Genomic DNA, 19,682 nt, shown 5'->3' on the forward strand with positions numbered 1-19,682 from the left:
AGAGAATAGGGATGCGTTGAAAGCTTAGATCGAAGGGAATGCAACCATTTGCGTACCTTGCGGCCTCTTTACGCAAAAAGGTACAATGGCCGCTCGGTCCGAGATAGATTCCCAGAATATTCCCGCGCACGTAGCCGTCATTATGGACGGTAATGGCCGATGGGCCAAGCAGAAAGGCGGTTTACGCATCTTTGGGCACCAGAATGCCATTACGGCCGTTCGGGAAACCGTAGAAGCTGCCGCTGAGGTTGGTGTGCGCTTCCTGACGTTGTATGCTTTCTCTACTGAGAACTGGGCTCGTCCCGCTCATGAAGTGATGGCCTTGATGCAGTTGCTCGTGCACACCATACGGCAGGAGACGCCTACTCTGCTTAAAAATAAAGTTCGTTTGCAGGCTATAGGCCAGATTGAGAATCTGCCTGCTTCCTGCCAGCGAGAACTGGCCGAGGCAATTGAGCTGACAAAAGCCGGTGACCGGATGACGTTGGTGTTGGCCCTAAGCTATAGTGGCCGTTGGGACCTCACACACGCAGCGCAACAGTTGGCCACCGATGTAGCCGCCGGGCGCTTGGAGCCCTCTGCTATTACGGAGCAAACCCTGGCTGGTTACTTATCTACCAAAGGCATTCCCGACCCAGAGCTGCTCATTCGCACAAGTGGAGAGCAGCGCATCAGTAACTTCTTGCTGTGGCAACTGGCTTACACCGAACTCTATATCACCGATTTGCTGTGGCCTGATTTCCGGCGTGAGCATTTCTACGACGCCCTGCGGGCTTACCAGCAGCGGGAGCGGCGTTTCGGCAAAACCAGTGAGCAGCTAACCGTTTCGTAATTGCAGAAAATGAGTTCTTCCTATCATAAAGCTTTCCAGGTACTCGCTATAACCTTATCGTTGGGGGTAGCTGCCAGCGAAGCTGCCTTGGCTCAAACGGTGCCAGCAGCAACCTCTGGCCAGGAGCCCCAGCGTTATACATTGGGGGGAATTACAATTAGTGGTGCCCGATACCTCGATTCCAACACGCTAATCGGACTGACGGGCTTGAAAATCGGCGACCCTATCACAATTCCTGGCGAGGAAGTCGGCAAAGCTATCCGGAAACTCTGGGACCAAGGAATTCTAGGGGACGTCAGCGTGAGCGTTGATCATTTTGAAGGTTCCAAAGTATTCCTGGACTTCAACCTGAAGGAGCGCCCGCGCCTGTCGAAGTTTGATTTCACAGGCATTGGCAAGAGCCAAGCCGACGAGCTGAAGAATAAGATCAAGCTTATTCGGGGCAAGGTGGTGACGGATGCGTTGCTCAGCAACACCAAGGCGCAGGTGCGGAAGTTCTACACCAACAAGGGCTTCCTGGATACAAAAGTGAACATCGTGCAAGTGCCCGATTCTTCACTTTCCAACAGTGTGTCGCTCAACATCAGCGTCGACAAAGGTGATAAAGTTCGCATCCACGATATCGTGTTTGAAGGCAACGAGGCGTTCAAAGACGGTGCCCTGAAAGGCAAGTTCAAGAAGACGAAGGAGAAGAAATTTCCCAAAATCCTGAACTCCGGCAAATTCCAGCGCACAGAGTTTGAGGAGGATAAGAAGAAGCTGATTGATTTCTACAACGCGCAGGGCTACCGCGATGCTGTAGTGGTATCAGACTCCCTCTCCAGAGATCAGAAAGGTCTGATCCTGACGGTGCGCGTGGATGAAGGACCGAAATACTACTTCCGTAACATTACCTGGAACGGCAATTACCTCTATGACGATAAGACACTGGCTTCGGTGCTGGCTATCAAAGAAGGCAGTGTTTACAGCAAAGAGACGCTGGATAAGCGCCTAAACTACAACCCAACTGGCCAAGACGTAACCTCGCTCTACATGAACGATGGGTATCTGTTCTTCCAGATTGAGCCGGTAGAGACAAAGGTGGAAGGCGACTCGATTGATATCGAGATGCGCATTACGGAAGGTGTGCAGGCGCGGGTTAAGGAGATTAACATTGCCGGAAACACCAAGACTTCCGACCATGTAGTGCGTCGGGCATTGTATACGTTGCCCGGCGATAAATTCAGCCGCGAGCAGCTCATTCGTTCCCAGCGCGAACTGGCCACACTAGGGTATTTTGACCCCGAGAAAATCGGGATGAACCCTGTGCCCAACCAAGCAGATGGAACTGTTGATATCAACTACACGGTAGAAGAGAAGCCTTCTGATCAGATTACGCTTTCGGGCGGTTGGGGCGGCTACGCTGGCTTTATCGGTACCGTAGGCCTGGTATTCAACAACTTCTCGCTGCGCAAAGCCAGCAGCCTCCGCAACTGGACGCCGGTGCCCGCCGGTGATGGGCAGCGCCTCTCGTTGAACGTGCAGGCGAATGGCCTACAGTATCAGGCCTATTCGTTCTCCTTCACGGAACCGTGGCTGGGTGGCCGCAAGCCAAACTCTTTCTCTTTCAGCCTGAACAAGAGCATCCAGCGTCTGGGCACCAACTTCGACCCCAAAACAGGGCAGTCGATCAAGGTAAACAGCGCATCTGTAAGCCTAGGCCGCCGTCTGCGCTGGCCCGATGACTACTTTACGCTCAGTAATTCGCTGTCGTATAGCCAGTACAAGCTTCAGAACTACAACATCTTCGAGAACTTCACGAACGGCAACGCGAACAACTTCACGTTCAACACCACGTTGTCGCGCAACAGTATCGACAACCCGACCTTCACCCGTCGGGGCTCTACCTTGGCGCTGAGTGTAAACCTGACGCCGCCTTATTCCTTGTTCCCGGGCTCGCACCCGAACTTGAATGAGTGGGTAGAATTCCATAAGTGGATGTTTGATGCTTCGTGGTTCTCGCCGCTGATAGGTAAGCTGGTTCTGAACACGCGGGCACACTTTGGCTTTATCGGTAGCTACAACAGCAGCCGACAAATTGGCCCATTTGAGCGCTTTAAGTTGGGTGGTTCTGGCCTAGGCCAGGGCGGTTCGGCAAACTTCCTGGTAGGTACGGAATATGTAGGCCTACGCGGCTACGCTGACCCCAATGACCCGGAATCTATACCTGCTTCGCAGCAGCGCTCCAATGGTGGCGTAGTGTACAACAAGTATGTACTGGAAATGCGCTATCCGGTGAGCTTGAACCCGGCTGCAACGGTTTATGTTCTAGGCTTTGCAGAGGCAGGCAACTCTTTTGAGCGGTATACCGACTATAACCCTTACAAGCTGTACCGTTCAGCTGGCCTAGGAGCCCGTATCTTCATGTCGGCATTTGGTTTGCTAGGCTTTGACTACGGATGGGGCTTCGACAAGGTGCCCGTTGTTTCCCCCGGTCAAAAGCAGACCATGGGACGTTTCCACTTCATCATCGGTCAGCAGATCCGTTAAGCCCGACGGTATAGGCGGCCCGCTATCAACTCCTCATTTGCTATGAATAAGTTACTGACGTGGATGCTGGCTGCACTACTGCTGTGCGCTGTAGCTCCGGTGGCGCAAGCCCAGAAATTCGGATACGTAGATTCCGAATTCATTATGGGTAAAATGCCGGCCTATACACAGGCTCAACAGGAGCTGAATACACTCTCAGCAAACTGGCAGAAAGACATTGAGAGTCAGAAAAAAGACCTTGATAAGCTTTATCGGAATTATCAGGCCGAGGAAGTCGTTCTGACAGAGCCGATGAAGAAAAAACGGCAGGACGAAATCCTGAAGAAGGAGCAAGACATCAAGGCGTATCAAAACAAGATATTCGGTTTTGAAGGTCAGCTTTTCAAGAAGCGCCAAGAGCTAACCAAACCAGTGCAGGACCAGGTGTTTGAGGCTATTGAAAAAGTAGCCAAGAAAAAGCAGCTCGGAATTGTGTTTGATAAGTCGGGCGACCTGACCATGCTGTACACCAATCCTGTGCATGATTACACAGAGTTTGTGCTGGAAGAGCTAGGTTTGGCTTCACCGGAGCGCAACCAGCCAGCCCAGAAAGGCGCTGTGAAGTCTGTCTCGACACCACAAACTCCTGCTGGCAGCACCGATGCTGTAGCGGAGGATGCTCCGGCCCCGACCAAAACACCGACGCGCACGACTACACGGCCGGCAACTCGAAAAAATTAACTTTGTGCATCTTAACTCTCTGACTTTCCACTTTTGATGATCACCATGAACAAATTCCGCGTTGCACTGGCTGTTGCCGTTCTTACCTTCACTACGGCTACGGCTTCCATGGCTCAGACGGCCGCACCGCTGAAAATTGGCTATACCAGCGTAGAATATGTGCTGAGCCAGATGCCCGAAAGCAAGCAGATTGAGTCGCAGCTGAAAGACTATAGCACGCAACTGAAAAATCAGCTGGATGCCAAAGCAGCCGAATTCCGCACCAAAGGAGAGGCCTACCAAAAAGGTGCCGCTACCATGACAGAAGTAGTTCGCACCGACAAGGAGCGTGAACTACAAGGCATGCAGCAGTCTATCCAGGAGTTTCAGCAGAGTGCAGAAAACTCTCTGCAGCAGAAGCAGCAAGCCTTGCTGAAGCCTGCTCTGGATAAGCTGCAGAAAACTATTGATGCAGTGGCTGACGAAAACGGCTTCACGTACATCCTGAACTCGGATGGTGCCAGCCCAGTGCTGCTGCACGGCCCTAAGGACGGTGACGTTTCCGATCTGATTCTGAAGAAAATGGGCATCACGCCAGGTGCTGCTCAGGCAGCAGCCAAGGTAACTACGCCTGCTGCGGCTCCAGCTTCTACCCCCGCTGCTCCCAGCAAGACCAAAACTAAAACCAAGAAGTAGCATCTGCTGACTCTTGCTTTGCACATAACAGCCGAGGCCTAGGTCTCGGCTGTTGTTGTTTTAGTGAGACCCCAGCATTCAAGCCAGCGCCCCATGATGGAGCCCGAAGAACTAGACCAACAACTTCCTCTCTTGCCCGCCCCTGACTCAGAGGGAGAAGGAGATGGGGAGGACGAACTGTACGAGCATCACCGCATCCGGGCAGACAAAAAGCAAGAGCTGCTGCGCCTAGATAAGTTTTTGCTCAACCGCCTAGCTAATACGTCTCGCACGCGCATTCAGAATGCTATTAAAGCCGAGGCAGTTCAGGTAAACGACCGAGTGGTTAAGTCTAACTACCGCGTCAAACCCCTTGATGTGATTACCATCACGCTGCCGGAGCCGCCGCGTGAGTTCAAGGTAGTGCCGGAGCCCATGGATCTGGACATCCGGTACGAGGATAGTGAGTTGCTCTTAGTAAACAAACCAGCGGGCTTGGTCGTACATCCGGCGTTTGGCAACTGGCAGGGTACATTGGTCAACGGACTGGCCTACCACCTCAGCAATCTGCCTACGGGCCGCAATGGCGAAATACGCCCTGGCCTAGTACACCGGATTGATAAGGATACGTCGGGTCTGCTGGTGGTAGGGAAATCAGAATGGGCGATGACGCACCTGTCTCAGCAGTTTTTTCATCATACAATCGAGCGCACCTACTTAGCTCTTGTATGGGGAGTGCCAAAGGAATCTACAGGCACCATTCGGGGGCATATCGGGCGCAGCCTGAAGGACCGGAAGGTGCAAGCCGTATATCCTGCTGGTGAACAAGGAAAGCATGCTGTAACGCACTACAAAGTACTGCGCTCATTCGGGACAGTATCCTTGCTCCAATGCAACCTCGAAACAGGGCGTACGCATCAAATTAGAGCGCACATGAAGCACATAGGCCACCCGTTGTTTGGCGATGCCACCTACGGAGGAGATAAGATAGTATATGGGCAACGCACTGGTGCCTATAAGGTATTTGCCGAAAAGGCGCTGGAGATAATGCCGCGCCAAGCGTTACACGCAAAATCACTCGGCTTTATTCATCCAACAACGCACGAGCAGCTACACTTCGAAGTAGAGTTGCCCGCCGACTTTGAGGCCGTTCTTGCCAAGTGGGAGCAATACGAGCAGCAATAGCTTAATGGCATACAAACAAAAAAGCCCCGTTCCATCATTGGAACGGGGCTTTTTTACTAAGAGAATTACTTACGCTTTACAGGAGCTTTAGAAGCTGCTTTCGGCTTGGTAATCTCATCAACAGCTGTTTTAGCTTGGGCATCTGCCGGGTCTAAAGCCAGCACTTGCTGCCAGTAGGGGAGAGAGGCGGTCTTATCGTTCTTGGTGAAGAGATAATAAGAACCGAGGTACTTGTTTGCCTCAATCAGTCCGCTCTTGTATTTGGCCGCATCAGCACCAGATGCTACTTCGATGTATTTCTCGTAGTACGGCTTTGCCAAGCCTTGCTTAGAGTCTTTATCGATGTTGGCATTTGCTCTGGCGCGCATCTGATAGCCCGGTACGTAGGTTGGGCGCTCCTTTACAACCAGGCCATACAAGCTGTCTGCTTGTGCATACTGCCCGTTCATCTCATAAGCCCGGCCCAAGTATACCTTGTCAGTCAGTTCACCACCGTTAGTAGCTGCCATACGCGTTTTGTAAGTGGCAATTGCATTCGGGTAGTCTTTAGCTGCCAGGTAAGCCTGTGCCAACTCATTCTGCAGCTCTGTGGCTTTCTTGGGGTCAGCGGCAATAGCCTTCTTAATGATAGCAGCGCCTTCGCTGGTTTTGCCACCCTTGATCAGCATCTTACCGTAGTACACGTTGTCTTCGGTAATCACTTTGTTGCCAGCGCTAGCCAACTGCATGTATTTCTGCATGGCAGCCAAAGCTTCATCGTTCTTACCGGTTTCGTACAGCGAGTAAGCCCGCAGACGGTTCATGGTCAGGTCATTTGGGTTGCTGACCAACGCCTTGTCAATCTCTACCAGAGCCTCCGGATACTTCTTCGTCAAATAGAGGAAGGAAGCGTTTTTGATATCCGTAGCCGGAGATTTTTCCGCCAACGAAGAGTACTTCTGGAACTGAGCCAGTGCGTCATCGTAACGGCCCGCGAAGTAGTACGTCTCAGCCAGGTAGTTGTAGGCCGGCGCATAGTTCGGGTCAAGGCTAATAGCCTTGTCGAAGTTGGTTTTTGCTTCGTTGTACGAACGTGCCCGAACGTTCAGCTGGCCTTTGCGCACATACGCTTTCACGTTGTTGGGGTCAGCCATTGTAGCACGCTCATAGCTGTTCATGGCTTCGCCGCCACCCTGCTCCGTCTTGAGGTAGATATCACCCCGAGCAATCATCAACGCCGGATCATCTTTGCCTTTGTTCAGCTTCTGAGCAGCATCTACATAGGTCAGCGCTTTCGTAATGTCCGTGATGTTTGATTCGGCGTAGGCCTGTGCAATCATCGTGTACACCTTGGCATCTTTGCCTTTAGATGCTTTCACGGCATTGTCAAACTGGATTTGTGCTTCAGCCGTTTTGTTCTGGGCTAAAGCAGCGCGGCCAGCTGCAACCATAGTAACCGGATCCTTCTGATTCAGTGGGATACGATTGAAATAGTAAGCTGCTGAGTCGGACATGTCGCGCATCTGATACAGACGGCCTAGTTCGTAATTAGACTCAACAGAGCCACCTTGCTTAAGCAACGTTGACCGGGCTTCGCTATAACGCTCCAGATCAATGGCTTTTTGAGCGGTTGAGGTATTCTGGGCAAGAGCGGCAGAGCCGGAAACAGACAAGGCAGCGAGGAGCGTTAGCTTCCAGGGCTTGAAGTTCATGAGCAAGAGGTTTAGTGAAAAAGCTTGTGGAAAGGAGTGGGTAAGCAGGATTACTTAGAATTTACTTCGATGAGCCGGACTTGACCGGTTGCAGGCATCAAACCAGATTTCAACATGATAAGCTGTCCTTTGTTACCTGCTACGAAGGATGCAAAACCGGTGCCAAGTCCGGCGCGTGCCTCGCGGCTGATAACGTATAGCTCCCGACGTAGTGGATATTTTTTCTGCGCCAGGTATGCCTGATACGGCTGAACGTAATCATCTGGCCCGGAGTTAGTTGCTTTTGCGCTTACTCCTACAACCCGAATTCGCTTCCGGAATTTTTGGACAGCAGCATCGTCTCGGTCACTGATCCAATTGACACCAATGACGCCAATAGCGTTTGGATGAGTAGCAACGTATTCTATCAGCGCTGGGTTCGATTTTGAGGCAAATGCTCCTTTTGCTAAGGCAACGCCTCGCGTCACGGAGTCCTGTACAAAACGAGCGGTGCTGGAATTGTTGTTATCAAAAACAACGGTAATATCTCCCGACTTATTCTTGCTATTGACCTGCGCCCATTGCTTTTGCTGGCCAGTGAATATCCCACGTAACTGTGGCATAGTCAGCAAAGAATCAGGATTGTTTGGATGAACAATAACGGCCACCCCGTCAACCCCCACCCGGATAGAACGGGGGGAAAGCTTAAGTCTTTCCAATACACCTCTCTCCTGCGAGGTAAGGTCGCGGGATATAACCGCTAGTCGAACGTTATCAGCCAGAAACGACTGGATTACATTCTGTTCAGGCTGATATAAGGCTTGAATCCGGGCACTGGGGTAGAGCTTCTGAAAGGTATCTACCTGAGATTTTAAGATGGGCTCAAAAGTCTCATCTACACCTATACTAATGGTACCACTAGTTGGGGTGTCTGTTGGGGAAGCCGTAGTAGAGCTGTTTCCGCCATTACAGCCCGCCAGCATTCCGCCCAAAGCTAAAATGGCGCCGGCTGCTCGGAAATTAGCGTACATCGTCATGGCGTTTTTTGAAATGTTGCTGATAGGTACGAACAAATCTAATGATTCCGTAAAGCACGAAGACGCCTCCTAGGAGTTGACGCTTTCCAGTAGATATGGTCAACACACTGGCCGCTTCAGTCCACAGGAATACGCCTAGGCCCATGTATATGATGGCCATCACCAGCATAAAGTAATGGGAAAAGCGCTGTTTGGAACCTGTAGCCAGACGTTCTTCAGTAGGTGTGAGATCAAGCATAAGCAAAGGCAAGGTAAACAGGATGATATTCAACAAACATAATAAAGCGTCTTTTTTGTTCGATTACGAGGATTCCCAAACGGAGTTGAGGTACAAATATTGTCATAGAAATAGCACAGGGACGGCCGATTAGGCTTAATCGGCCGTCCCTGTGCTTCTGAAAATCAATTAGATTTCGTGAATATTCTTTCTGCAACAATGGTGGCCAGTAGGCCTATTCGTACCGGAATGTTATAGGAAGAGTGTAGCGGACAGGCACAGCGTGTTTGTTCTGACGGCCAGGTTTCCAAGCAGGCATGGAGCTAATAACTCGCGAAGCTTCTTCATCGGTACCGTAGCCCAAGCCTTTCAAAATCTCCACATCCATGATGGTGCCGTCGGAATTGACTGTAAAGGCAACGAAGACTTTTCCTGAAACACCCTCGCGGAGTGCAGATGCCGGATAGCGTAAATGGCGCTGCAGATATTTAGCTAGAGCAGCTTGCCCTCCGATAAAGTCAGGCATCTCTTCCACATGAATAAACGGTTTCGTAGTGGCGGGTACCGTGGTATGCGCAGCGGTATCATTGCCAGTACTAACATCGCCAACAGTTCCTACAGTAGGCCCATCAGAGGCAACGGGACCTACAACAGAAGGGCCATCAGTAGCTTCCACTGGCTTAAGCGGTTCCACAGTAGGTTTCACCTGTTCATCAGGAACAACCCTTGTCGGGAGGGCAGTAGCAGGAGGCCGCACTACTACGGCTTGGCGTGCGGCTGGTGGAGGCAACGTTTCCTGCTTAGGAATAACGATATCAGTTAAGTGTACAACGGGTGGCGGAAGCTCAAAGATATATGCGGCCACAACTGTGCTAGGCCAGATGCGTTGTACCACTATAGGAATTGCAATAAGCAATGCCATGAGCGCAGTTGCCAAGGCAACGGCCGTATAAAGATTACGTCCATAAATGCGGCGTAATACATAAGCGCCATAAGCTTTGTTGCGGCCCTCGAAGACGATATCATCGAGAGAGAGGAGCGGGGTGTGCGTGGTCGTGGTCATGGGCTGTATAGAATAAAGGTGAACAATGGCCTATGCAATTCCCCAAGCCAATCTCACACTACTCCACTTCTGGCATCCTTACTGGCTTTCTCTTAATCAACGTAAGGAATTAACCATATAGTATGCGCGCCTACTATATAGTGTCATATATTTTTTTACAAAAAAATCCCTGAACCAAGCTATTGCTCGATTCAGGGATTTAGAACTGTTGACCGAAGTCAACCAGTACATTACTTGATAGCAAACGTCACAGGAACAGTAAAGTATACTGGTACTGCACGACCATTTTGCTTACCTGGAGTGAATTTAGGTAGGTTCTTGATTACGCGAAGAGATTCTTCGTCGCAACCAGCCCCAATGCCTTTCTGCACTTCAGCATTCGTAACAGAGCCATCGGCACCTACTACGAATTTGATAAATACACGGCCTTCAACTTGGTTACGTAGTGCCATGGCCGGATACTTGATGTTCTTACCGATGTAAGCCAACAAAGCTTCCTGACCACCGGGGAATACCGGCATTTGCTCTACATACGTGTAAGGCTTGCTTTCAACCACCTCTTCAACAGCCTTGGTTCCTTCACCAGGTTCTAGGCCAGCCAAGTCGGCAGGGTTGTCAGTATTGCCTTTCACAGTTACGTCAGCCACTGTTTTCTCCTTCAGCTCTTCCTGATCAGGAATTTCCTCTACTTTTTTCACTTCCTCATCCTTCTTTACGACGGGAGGTGTGAACTTAACAGTGGAAAGCTTTGGTGGCGGCGGCGGCGGCGCGTCTGGTGGCGGCGGCGGTGGGGGTGGGGGCTTTGTAGCATCCAGCGGAGGTGCTTCCATCAGCTCATTCACCTTCAGCATTGCATCATCCTTCACCACTTCTTCTTTCTTCAACATGCGCGCCAACAGGGGGAACGCAATCATGAGAGCAAAAAAAGCAACTGCGAGAAGCACTGCACGGGTCACGTGCTTACCATACACCCGCCGGATTACGTAGGCTCCATAGGCCTTATTGCGCCCCTCGAAAACGATGTCGTCGAGGGAGGCTTTGGCCAACTGTGTGTTGTCCATCATAACCCAGAAGTTTTAATCAGGTCCTGATCCGACTTCGAAATGTCTACTAACGCATATTTTTTCTGGTCAGTAATGTTCATTTCGTCGAGGATGTCGACCATGTTTTTGTAGTTCGACTTATCGTCTGGCTTAATTAGCACTACAGTGCCGGGGTTAGCACGACGACGGTCTAACAGCGTCTTACGAATGCCGTTGGCATCGTAGCTGCTCAACTTTAACTCAGGCTTCGTGGTAGCATCCAAGAGGCCTTCGTAATAGTAGATTTTGTTGTTCTCGCCCAGCAAAACTGTAAAAGCGTCAGATGCCTTTAGTACTGTAGGATCATCTTCCTTCTTTTCCTTCACCGGCATCGTCACCTGCATGACGGTCGGTTTGCTGAACGTAGTGGTAAGCATGAAAAAGGTGAGGAGCAGGAAGGCCAAGTCCACCATCGGTGTCATGTCGATTTTGGTCGACATTTTCTTGGCCCGCTTCTTTCCGCCTTTTCCGCCACCGGAGGCTTGTTGTTGGATTTCTGCCATGTCTGTGCGGAGTTAGTTACCGGCCACCGGTTTGGTTTCGAGGTCGGTAATTAGGTTGAACCGGTTAATGTTCTTTTCCTGCATCAGTTTGATGACTTTCTTCACCGTCGGTACGTCTGCTTGGCCATCGCCTTTTATGGCGATGTAAGCGGGCTTACTGAACTGCTTACGGCTGAGCGACTGTGCAGTCACCACCCATTCGATAAGTTGGTTATTAAGCGAATCGGAAGGTATGCCTTCCTGCTTATAAGCCTTACGCTGTTCGCTGTCCAGATTAAGGAGAGCAGGCAGCTTTTCGATGGGGGTTCCGAAGCTAGTAGCAACGCCTCGGAAGGCTTGAACCTGAGCGGCAGTGAAACTCACTCCGTATTTGGCTCCAACCTGCTTAAGCAAATCAGCCTTGATTTCCTCATCATCCATTCCGAAGAATACGCGCTTGTCTTTGTCTACCGCAATCGTGATTACGTGAGACTCCGGCAGGCGAATTTCTGAGGTGGAGGAGGGGGTATCGACCACTACTGCCTCTTCCGGGGCAAACTTAGTGGTGAGCATGAAGAAGGTCACCAGCAGAAAGGCCAAGTCTACCATCGGAGTCATATCCAACGATGGTGAGGTTCTATGAGGCTTTACTTTGGGCATTGCTGGTGTAATTAGGTGGCTTAATTCAGAAACGAACGAACCTGTGTATTAGTGCAATAGCGCACTAAAATTACACCGTGGTGTTGTGGTGTTCTGTTGCGCCGTGCTGAGCCGAGAAGGTCTGGATGATGCTGAAGCCAGCCTCGTCGATGCTGTAGGTCAACTCGTCAATTTTGCTGGTGAAGTAGTTATAAGCTACGATAGCCAGAGCTGACGTGCTGATACCCAAAGCCGTGTTGATCAGTGCTTCCGAGATACCGTTAGCCAGACCTACTGCGTCAGGAGCACCACCTTGTGCCAGAGCCGAGAAAGCCTTGATCATACCGAGTACCGTACCAATCAGACCTACCAGCGTAGCGATTGAAGCCAGGGTAGAGATGATAACTAGGTTTTTCTCCAGCATAGGCAATTCCAGAGCCGTAGACTCTTCAATTTCCTTCTGGATAGCCAATACTTTCTGGTCTTTCTCCATGTGACGCTCACGAGCCATCTCCTGGTATTTCACCAGACCAGCTTTCACTACGTTAGCAACTGAACCTTTCTGCTGATCGCAGGTTGCAATAGCACCCGTGATGTCGTTTACGTTCAGTTTCTGACGGATGGTGCGTACGAACGACTCGATGCTCTTGCTGCCTTTTGCACGGCCCAGAGTCAGAGCGCGCTCAATAGAGAAGATGATTACGCACAGGAACATGGTGATCAGTACGGGTACTACTGGGCCGCCTTTGTACACTACACCAAAGTAGTCGCCTGGAAGGGGGTTGTTATCATGATTACCACCTTGGAAGTGGCTACCGTCGCCGAGGACGAAGATGAAAACGATTACGCTTACAATAAAGGCCAAAATGATGGCGAATACGGCAAATAGGGACGAACTACCACCCTTAGCTTCGCCTTGCGGCGCAGCAGCAGTGGCGGGCCGAGCCGCGGGCTTGTTTATGGCATTCTTTTGTTCCATTGTTCCGGAGAATTAGTGGGTTGTTGGTGAAAGGTTGAAGTTGACAGTAAAAAGTGAACAATTAGGCTGACTAGGCTATAGACAGAGAAGCCCCGCTCACCCGCATGGTTGGCCTAAGATAGGCCACAAATCATGGGTCTGCTCGTGTGCGGGGCCTGTTCCAAAAATAGGTCTAGCCTTGGCAAACCTAAGTAAAAACATGTGTGCCGCCAAATGAATAATGGCTTTAAACGCTTTAAAACCATTTATGACCCGAAAAAAGGCTATTTCGGCTGCGTGTTGTTAGTGGAAGAAATCGAGAGTCTTTTAGCTTCTTCCCAATAACGGTCCATCTGTTTTAAGGTTAAGTCTTTCAGACTGTGGCCTTCACGTGCGGCTTCTGTTTCAAGATACTGAAAGCGTTGAATAAACTTCCGATTAGTACGCTCCAACGCTTCTTCGGGGTCAATGCCCGCGTGTCGGGCAAAATTGATAAGCGAGAATAAAAGGTCGCCAAACTCAGCAGCAGCCCGTTCTTGGTTGATGTCGGCGGGTTCTGCCTGAACGAATTCGGCCGAAAACTCCTCTAGCTCTTCTTGTACTTTCTCCCACACTTGCTCAGGCTTATCCCAGTCAAAACCTGCACCGCGGGCCTTTTCCTGGATCCGCATTGCCTTCACAAGCGCAGGTAACGAAACGGGTACGCCGCCTAGCACAGATGTGTTGCCTTTTTCTTGCAGCTTAAGCTGCTCCCAGTTACGCTTAACTTCTTCTTCGGTTTCCGCTTGCACGTCGCCATAGATATGGGGATGACGGAAAATAAGCTTCTCACACTGGGCGTTCAAAACATCGGCAATGTCGAATGCGCCTTGTTCGTGGGCTATTTTGGCATAGAAAGTCAGATGAAGCATTACATCACCTAGCTCCTTTTTAATATCCTGCAGGTCGTCGCGCAGAATAGCGTCGCTGAGTTCATACGTTTCCTCAATTGTGAGATGGCGGAGGCTTTGCAACGTCTGCTTACGGTCCCAGGGGCATTCTGCCCGAAGGCGGTCTAAAACATCCAGCAAGCGACTAAATGCAGCTAGCTGAGCTGCACGGAGGTCAGGCGAAGTATATTCCATTAAGTCAAATATACGATTTATGGTACGTACACCGATTTGCGTAGGCCAGTCGGTAGGCAATTGGTAAAAACAACTTTTAAGTTCTTCAGCTTAGCCCACTGCATCTTTCGTAGGGAAAGCAGGGGGCTTTGCCTACTTTTGCAGACTCTTAAAACCGACTAGAACTGTGGCATTAATAAAATCAATTTCAGGCATCAGAGGGACTATTGGAGGTGCTGTTGGCGAAGGCCTGACCCCAATTGATGTGGTAAAATATGCTGCGGCTTTCGGGACGTGGGTCCTCAACAAGACGCAAAACAATACCATCGTAATTGGCCGTGATGCACGTTTGTCGGGCGATATGGTGAGCCGGTTGGTGGCTGCTACCCTTCAGGGCTTAGGCATTCATGTAATTGACCTAGGTCTCAGCACTACGCCGACTGTGGAAATGGCTGTGCCTGCCAAACAAGCAGGTGGAGGCATAATTCTCACGGCTTCTCATAACCCGAAGCAATGGAATGCCTTGAAACTCCTAAATGATAAGGGCGAGTTTATTTCTGACGAAGATGGCAAAACGGTGCTGGCTCTTGGCGACTCAGAAGCCTTCGATTTTGCTCCGGTAACCAAGCTAGGCCAGTATTCAGTAGATGATACGTTTCTGCAGCAGCATATAGACGCCATCTTGCAGCTACCGTTGGTTGATAAAGAAGCCATTAAAGCCCGCAATTTCCGGGTGGTGGTGGATGCCGTGAACTCCACAGGTGGTTTTGCCGTGCCCATGCTGCTAGAAGCGCTTGGAGTCGAGACCATTGAGAAGCTGTACTGTGAGCCAACTGGCGACTTTGCGCACAACCCGGAGCCGTTGCCTGAGAACCTGCGTGATATCGCTCGGATTTTGGAGAAAGGCAGCTTCGACCTGGGCATTGTGGTAGACCCTGATGTTGACCGCTTAGCCCTAGTGAACGAGGATGGTACCATGTTCGGTGAGGAGTACACACTAGTGGCCGTATCCGACTATGTGCTCCAGCAGAATGGCGGTGGCAACACGGTCAGCAACCTGAGCAGCACCCGTGCCTTGCGCGATGTAACGGAGAAGCACGGTGGTAGCTACGCTGCTGCGGCTGTAGGCGAGGTGAACGTGGTAAACAAGATGAAGGAAACCAATGCTGTGATTGGAGGCGAAGGCAATGGGGGCATCATTTATCCCGAGCTGCACTACGGCCGCGATTCGTTGGTAGGTATTGCGTTGTTCTTGAGTCATCTGGCCAAGACTGGCCTGACCATGACGCGCTTGCGGGCTTCGTACCCGAACTACTTTATCTCCAAAAACAAGATTGAGCTGACCCCCGAAATCAATACCGATGAGGTGTTGGTGCAGATGCAGCAACGCTATGCCAAGCAGCCCGTCAACACGATAGATGGGGTGAAGATTGAGTTTGATAAAGAGTGGGTGCACCTGCGGAAATCAAACACGGAGCCTATTATCCGCATTTATGCAGAGTCGGACTCCAATGCCACGGCAGACCATCTGGCCAAAAAAATCATCGAAGACATAAAGGAGATTATCAACCACTAAAACGGACGTGGAGTAACTCCGGAGTGGGTGAGTTGGAGGTTCGGTCTGGGCAGTTTATGCCAGTCGGGTCTTCAGCCCACCCATTCCTGTTTAATGATTGCCTCGCACCCCGTTGGAATCCTTTATTTTTGTGAAGTTTTCTGTCGATTCCTTTCCGCTTTAGCTGCCCTGCTCATGACCGTGTATTTTGATAATGCTGCCACTACACCTCTCGATCCGGAAGTATTAGAGGCTATGCTGCCGTTCATGCGCGACCATTTCGGTAATCCAAGCAGCATTCATGGCCACGGGCGGCAGGTACGGGCGGCCATCGAAAACGCACGCAAAAGCATTGCACATTTGATTAATGCGGCCCCGGCTGAAATTGTGTTTACCTCCTGCGGAACGGAAGCCGACAACTACGCGGCTTTCGGAAGCATCCGGACGCTAGGCCTACGGCACGCCATCACCTCGAAGCTGGAGCATCATGCGGTGCTGCATACGCTGCAGGCCCTGGAAAAAGCCGGCGACATACAACTCAGCTACCTGCGGCACGATGCCCGCGGCCAACTTGACCTAGGCCACCTAGATGAGCTGTTGGCCACCCACCCAGGCAGAACGTTTGTCAGCCTGATGCATGCCAACAATGAAATTGGCAACCTCAACGATATTGAAGCCATCGGGGAGATTTGTCAGCGCCACGAAGCCGTGTTCCATACGGATACGGTGCAGACGATGGGCCATTATAAGCACGATGTGCAGAAGTTGAAGGTCGATTTTCTGGTGGGCTCGGCACACAAGTTCCATGGGCCGAAGGGCATCGGGTTTTTGTACCGCCGCTCCGGGGTGTTGGTAGATTCCCTTATTCATGGCGGCTCGCAGGAGCGGAACCAGCGGGCCGGCACAGAAAACGTGTATGGTATCGTCGGACTATCGAAAGCCCTGGAAATCGCCTGTCGGGATATGGCTGAGCATCAACAGCATATTCAGGGACTGAAAGACCGCTTCATCCATAAATTACGGGCCGAGATTGAAGGAGTAGAATTCAATGGTCTTTCTGCTGAAGCAGAGCATAGCCTCTACACCGTGCTGAATGTAAGCCTGCCGCCTTCCGAGATGAACGAGATGCTGCTTTTTAATCTGGATATCAACCGCGTATCCGTTTCGGGCGGTTCTGCCTGTACCAGTGGCGCCAATGCAGGCTCGCATGTACTAAGCGCGCTAAACTGCGACCCCAACCGGGGCGCCATCCGCTTCTCAATGAGCAAGTATAATACGGCCGAAGAAGTAGATTATGCGGTAGAGCAACTAGCAAAGATGTACCGGAAAGAGCCGTTGAAAATTTGAGTGTCAGCGTAGAACTATTACGCACACAAAAGGCCCGCTACCAGATGTTAGCGGGCCTTTTGTCTATACTGCAGGCTGCGTAGCCACCTGAACTTCTTTCATAAGACTGGCCTACAGCAGTTCAATAGGTTGCCATTTCAGACGGTGGTAACCGGACTCCGCTGAATTTACGCTGTTGCCAATATTGGCGTAGCTTGTCGGCCGTATCGGATTGCCGCCTGCATCCGTATGATGGTCTACACCCTGTTCCGCATACTATGGCTGACATTAATATTCAACGAAAAAAATCTTCTCCCAGCCCCTGGCTGCTTGTTTTACTGGTGCTGATAGGCCTAGTAGCGGTTGGCTACTACATATTCCGGACTGATACTGACCAGCCTGTAGAAACAGCCCGACCCATACCTAGTGTGGAGCCTGCCCCCGATTCTACCACCGGTGCTGAAACAGCGCCCAGGCCTACCAACGACCCAGCAGTATCGGATATGGCCACGGAGGAGCCAGGTGCCTCGCCCGATGAGTTGGCCGCATTTGCCGCTTCTGGCACCACTGCGCCTGATTACGGCCGACGTGGCCTAGAAATGCTAAGCGCCACCTTACTGCCCCTCGCTGACCGCGACGATCTGCGCGATGCGACTGTAAACGAGAAGCGCGATGACCTCACCAGTGCCACCAGCCGTTTGCAGGAACAAAATAGCAGTCTGCGCCCCGGCTATGTGGCCGCTGCGGCTCTTCTGAAGGCGTTACAGCAGAAAGGCTACCCCGCGCTGGAGGCAGATGCCGGAGAACTCACAACGCGGGCTGAGGCCCTTAGCGGCCGCGCCTCTACCCCCCAGGATCAGGAGCAGATACGTGATTTTCTGACCCGTGCTGCCCAGCTTCTGCGTACTATAAGCCAGCCAGCGCGCTGATCATTGGCTTTTACTCCTGCTAACCTCATGGAACCTACCCTCGACTCTATCCCTTCCGGTGAAGGCCTGCACTTGCGGCGTCTGCGCGATTTATCTGAATTTGAAGTGGCCGACGGCAGCCCCGATGTACGCGGCTGGACCGTGCGGGGCAGTGATGGTAAGCCCTTCGGTGAAGTGTTTGAGCTAATAGTGGAAGTAGATGCCCTGAAAGTACGCTACATCGATATTGAGCTATCCGCCAGCCTGCACATCAACGAGCGCGACCGGCATATCTTACTGCCCATTGGAGTAGCCGCTATAGATGAAGAAGGCGACAACGTGTTCGTGCCCTCGCTTACCAGCGAATCGGTGCTGGACTACCCACCCTACAATGAAATCCAGATTACGCGGGAGTATGAGGAAGCTATGCTGCGAGCTTTAAAAATGCCGTTGCCAGCTGCCAGGCCTCAAAGTTTCTACGACCAGCCCAGCTACGACGAGCAAAGCTTTTACCACGGCCGCCGCAACGCCTCTTCAGAGTCTTTCCGGCGAAGTGACCGACAACTGGATGCATAAGAAAAGGGCCGCTGCAGTACTGCAGCAGCCCTTTTTTATGGTGAGTATTAGTTATGCCGAATCATGTCGGCCACGGTTTCCACCCACTGGGGGTGCGAGTTCAGCGAGGGAACCAGTTGCCAATGCTCGCCACCGGCTTCTTCAAAGAGCTCCTTAAATTCCTCGCCGACCTCAATAGTCGTTTCGAGACAATCGGCCACGAAAGCGGGGGAGAAGGCCAATACACTTTTGATGCCTTTAGCTGGGAATTCCTTAATAACCTCGTCGGTGTAAGGCTGCAGCCATGGGTCGCGGAGGCGGCTTTGCAGGCGGCTCTGGAAGGTGGTGGTGTACTGCTCAGGCGAGAGGCCTAGAGCCGCGCCTAGCAGGCGAGACGTCTCAAAGCACTGGGCCCGGTAGCAGTAACGGTTGTTTTTGTTATAGCTGTTGCAGCAATTGGCAAGCTTGCAGTAACCGTTTTGGCTGCCTTTCAGCACGTGCCGCTCCGGAATGCCGTGGTAGCTGAACACCACATGGTCGTAGTGATGCTTGGCCATTTCTTCTTTGCCCAGCGTGGCAAATGTGCCCGTGAACCCCGGAATATCTACAAAGGTGCTGATGAAGCTGATGCTGGGCACCACCCACCACTTGCTCACAATATCCATTACCTTTTCTTGTACTGAGCCTGTGCTGGCCGCCGCGTACTGCGGAAACAGCGGCAGCACGATAATGCGGTCTACAGCTGCATCGCGCAGTTCTTGTAGGGCGCTTTCAATACTGGGTTTCTGGTAGCGCATCCCGAAGGCGACCAGATAGTCCTTGCCAAGCTTTTCCTGTACTAGTTTTTGCAAATCTAGGCCATGAAAAAGCAGTGGCGAGCCTCGGTCGGTCCAGAGCTGCTGATATATTTTGGCGGATTTGGGGGCTCGTAATGGCACCACAAGTCCTCTGAACAGCGGGTAGCGTACGGCGGCCGGCATATCAATCACGCGGGCATCCGTCAGGAATTCGTTGAGGTAGCGGCGCACGTCGCCGGTCTGGGGCGAGTCGGGCGTGCCGAGGTTCACGAGCAGGACGCCGATGCGGCCTTTAGTAGAAGTGGGAATGGAGGGCATAAAAGAAGGTAACGCCAAGAGGTGCCAAGCGAATCAGCGGGGCAAGTGGCCT

Annotated in this window: 19 protein-coding genes; 9 read left to right on the forward strand and 10 right to left on the reverse strand. The window is 51.6% G+C overall.

Annotated elements, in window-relative coordinates; genetic code table 11:
• Positions 1-85 precede the first annotated feature (85 nt).
• From CFT68_RS19770 to CFT68_RS19790, 5 genes are all read left to right on the forward strand, one after another.
• On the forward strand, positions 86-832 hold the full coding sequence (locus CFT68_RS19770; protein ID WP_088845411.1) for an isoprenyl transferase: 747 nt from the start codon (positions 86-88) through the stop codon (positions 830-832).
• A gap of 9 nt (positions 833-841) precedes the next feature.
• Complete coding sequence (gene bamA, locus CFT68_RS19775) at positions 842-3,361, forward strand: outer membrane protein assembly factor BamA (protein WP_088845511.1); 2,520 nt, start codon at positions 842-844, stop codon at positions 3,359-3,361.
• A 42-nt stretch (positions 3,362-3,403) separates the two neighbouring features.
• Positions 3,404-4,081: an OmpH family outer membrane protein gene (locus tag CFT68_RS19780; protein WP_088845412.1), complete on the forward strand. Its 678-nt coding sequence runs from the start codon at positions 3,404-3,406 to the stop codon at positions 4,079-4,081.
• Positions 4,082-4,126: 45 nt separating this feature from the next.
• Positions 4,127-4,756 carry an OmpH family outer membrane protein gene (locus CFT68_RS19785; RefSeq protein ID WP_245815455.1) on the forward strand — a complete coding sequence of 210 codons (630 nt, stop codon included), beginning with the start codon at positions 4,127-4,129 and terminating at the stop codon, positions 4,754-4,756.
• A 93-nt stretch (positions 4,757-4,849) separates the two neighbouring features.
• Positions 4,850-5,920 (forward strand): RluA family pseudouridine synthase, encoded by a 1,071-nt coding sequence (locus CFT68_RS19790; protein WP_088845414.1) that lies wholly within the window; start codon positions 4,850-4,852, stop codon positions 5,918-5,920.
• 65 nt (positions 5,921-5,985) lie between these two features.
• Here the strand turns inward: CFT68_RS19790 and CFT68_RS19795 are convergent, their stop codons facing one another.
• The 9 genes from CFT68_RS19795 to mazG all read right to left on the reverse strand — a co-directional run bounded on the left by CFT68_RS19795 (position 5,986) and on the right by mazG (position 14,192).
• A complete protein-coding gene (locus CFT68_RS19795; protein WP_088845415.1) occupies positions 5,986-7,611 on the reverse strand; it encodes a tetratricopeptide repeat protein in 1,626 nt (541 codons plus the stop codon).
• A 50-nt stretch (positions 7,612-7,661) separates the two neighbouring features.
• The gene (locus CFT68_RS19800; protein ID WP_088845416.1) at positions 7,662-8,627 is read right to left on the reverse strand and encodes a PstS family phosphate ABC transporter substrate-binding protein; all 966 of its coding nucleotides are present in this window, start codon (positions 8,625-8,627) and stop codon (positions 7,662-7,664) included.
• Complete coding sequence (locus CFT68_RS19805) at positions 8,611-8,898, reverse strand: hypothetical protein (protein WP_212590445.1); 288 nt, start codon at positions 8,896-8,898, stop codon at positions 8,611-8,613. The genes CFT68_RS19800 and CFT68_RS19805 overlap by 17 nt, the downstream gene beginning before the upstream one ends.
• Positions 8,899-9,079: 181 nt before the next feature.
• Entirely contained in the window at positions 9,080-9,907 is an 828-nt protein-coding gene (locus tag CFT68_RS19810; RefSeq protein ID WP_088845418.1) for an energy transducer TonB, read from the reverse strand.
• Positions 9,908-10,137: 230 nt separating this feature from the next.
• Positions 10,138-10,968 carry an energy transducer TonB gene (locus CFT68_RS19815; protein ID WP_088845419.1) on the reverse strand — a complete coding sequence of 277 codons (831 nt, stop codon included), beginning with the start codon at positions 10,966-10,968 and terminating at the stop codon, positions 10,138-10,140.
• Positions 10,968-11,492 carry an ExbD/TolR family protein gene (locus CFT68_RS19820; RefSeq protein WP_088845420.1) on the reverse strand — a complete coding sequence of 175 codons (525 nt, stop codon included), beginning with the start codon at positions 11,490-11,492 and terminating at the stop codon, positions 10,968-10,970. The genes CFT68_RS19815 and CFT68_RS19820 overlap by 1 nt, the downstream gene beginning before the upstream one ends.
• 12 nt (positions 11,493-11,504) lie before the next feature.
• Complete coding sequence (locus tag CFT68_RS19825) at positions 11,505-12,131, reverse strand: ExbD/TolR family protein (RefSeq protein ID WP_088845421.1); 627 nt, start codon at positions 12,129-12,131, stop codon at positions 11,505-11,507.
• A 70-nt stretch (positions 12,132-12,201) separates the two neighbouring features.
• The gene (locus CFT68_RS19830; protein ID WP_088845422.1) at positions 12,202-13,089 is read right to left on the reverse strand and encodes a MotA/TolQ/ExbB proton channel family protein; all 888 of its coding nucleotides are present in this window, start codon (positions 13,087-13,089) and stop codon (positions 12,202-12,204) included.
• A gap of 263 nt (positions 13,090-13,352) precedes the next feature.
• Complete coding sequence (gene mazG, locus CFT68_RS19835; protein ID WP_088845512.1) at positions 13,353-14,192, reverse strand: nucleoside triphosphate pyrophosphohydrolase; 840 nt, start codon at positions 14,190-14,192, stop codon at positions 13,353-13,355.
• Between the two features lie 166 nt (positions 14,193-14,358).
• Here mazG and glmM point away from each other — a divergent pair, with 166 nt between their 5' ends.
• From glmM to CFT68_RS19855, 4 genes are all read left to right on the forward strand, one after another.
• Positions 14,359-15,747, forward strand: coding sequence for a phosphoglucosamine mutase (gene glmM / locus CFT68_RS19840; RefSeq protein WP_088845423.1), 1,389 nt, complete (start codon positions 14,359-14,361; stop codon positions 15,745-15,747).
• Between the two features lie 174 nt (positions 15,748-15,921).
• On the forward strand, positions 15,922-17,073 hold the full coding sequence (locus CFT68_RS19845; protein WP_088845424.1) for a cysteine desulfurase family protein: 1,152 nt from the start codon (positions 15,922-15,924) through the stop codon (positions 17,071-17,073).
• Between the two features lie 257 nt (positions 17,074-17,330).
• Positions 17,331-17,981 (forward strand): hypothetical protein, encoded by a 651-nt coding sequence (locus CFT68_RS19850; protein ID WP_088845425.1) that lies wholly within the window; start codon positions 17,331-17,333, stop codon positions 17,979-17,981.
• Between the two features lie 27 nt (positions 17,982-18,008).
• Positions 18,009-18,536: a PRC-barrel domain-containing protein gene (locus tag CFT68_RS19855; protein ID WP_088845426.1), complete on the forward strand. Its 528-nt coding sequence runs from the start codon at positions 18,009-18,011 to the stop codon at positions 18,534-18,536.
• A gap of 47 nt (positions 18,537-18,583) precedes the next feature.
• Here the strand turns inward: CFT68_RS19855 and hemH are convergent, their stop codons facing one another.
• Positions 18,584-19,630 carry a ferrochelatase gene (gene hemH / locus CFT68_RS19860; protein ID WP_170934870.1) on the reverse strand — a complete coding sequence of 349 codons (1,047 nt, stop codon included), beginning with the start codon at positions 19,628-19,630 and terminating at the stop codon, positions 18,584-18,586.
• Positions 19,631-19,682 lie beyond the last annotated feature (52 nt).

It is taken from the genome of Hymenobacter gelipurpurascens (genome assembly GCF_900187375.1).
GTDB classification, from domain to species: Bacteria; Bacteroidota; Bacteroidia; order Cytophagales; family Hymenobacteraceae; genus Hymenobacter; species Hymenobacter gelipurpurascens.

Excerpts from the sequence above, each read along its gene's own strand:
- bamA (WP_088845511.1), top strand. The coding sequence starts at position 842 with ATGAGTTCTTCCTATCATAAAGCTTTCCAGGTACTCGCTATAACCTTA.
- CFT68_RS19800 (WP_088845416.1), bottom strand. The coding sequence starts at position 8,627 with ATGACGATGTACGCTAATTTCCGAGCAGCCGGCGCCATTTTAGCTTTG.
- CFT68_RS19780 (WP_088845412.1), top strand. The coding sequence starts at position 3,404 with ATGAATAAGTTACTGACGTGGATGCTGGCTGCACTACTGCTGTGCGCT.
- mazG (WP_088845512.1), bottom strand. The coding sequence starts at position 14,192 with ATGGAATATACTTCGCCTGACCTCCGTGCAGCTCAGCTAGCTGCATTT.
- CFT68_RS19820 (WP_088845420.1), bottom strand. The coding sequence starts at position 11,492 with ATGGCAGAAATCCAACAACAAGCCTCCGGTGGCGGAAAAGGCGGAAAG.
- CFT68_RS19845 (WP_088845424.1), top strand. The coding sequence starts at position 15,922 with ATGACCGTGTATTTTGATAATGCTGCCACTACACCTCTCGATCCGGAA.
- CFT68_RS19785 (WP_245815455.1), top strand. The coding sequence starts at position 4,127 with ATGAACAAATTCCGCGTTGCACTGGCTGTTGCCGTTCTTACCTTCACT.
- CFT68_RS19815 (WP_088845419.1), bottom strand. The coding sequence starts at position 10,968 with ATGGACAACACACAGTTGGCCAAAGCCTCCCTCGACGACATCGTTTTC.
- hemH (WP_170934870.1), bottom strand. The coding sequence starts at position 19,630 with ATGCCCTCCATTCCCACTTCTACTAAAGGCCGCATCGGCGTCCTGCTC.
- CFT68_RS19850 (WP_088845425.1), top strand. The coding sequence starts at position 17,331 with ATGGCTGACATTAATATTCAACGAAAAAAATCTTCTCCCAGCCCCTGG.
- CFT68_RS19770 (WP_088845411.1), top strand. The coding sequence starts at position 86 with ATGGCCGCTCGGTCCGAGATAGATTCCCAGAATATTCCCGCGCACGTA.
- CFT68_RS19855 (WP_088845426.1), top strand. The coding sequence starts at position 18,009 with ATGGAACCTACCCTCGACTCTATCCCTTCCGGTGAAGGCCTGCACTTG.
- CFT68_RS19830 (WP_088845422.1), bottom strand. The coding sequence starts at position 13,089 with ATGGAACAAAAGAATGCCATAAACAAGCCCGCGGCTCGGCCCGCCACT.
- CFT68_RS19810 (WP_088845418.1), bottom strand. The coding sequence starts at position 9,907 with ATGACCACGACCACGCACACCCCGCTCCTCTCTCTCGATGATATCGTC.
- CFT68_RS19825 (WP_088845421.1), bottom strand. The coding sequence starts at position 12,131 with ATGCCCAAAGTAAAGCCTCATAGAACCTCACCATCGTTGGATATGACT.
- CFT68_RS19790 (WP_088845414.1), top strand. The coding sequence starts at position 4,850 with ATGATGGAGCCCGAAGAACTAGACCAACAACTTCCTCTCTTGCCCGCC.
- CFT68_RS19795 (WP_088845415.1), bottom strand. The coding sequence starts at position 7,611 with ATGAACTTCAAGCCCTGGAAGCTAACGCTCCTCGCTGCCTTGTCTGTT.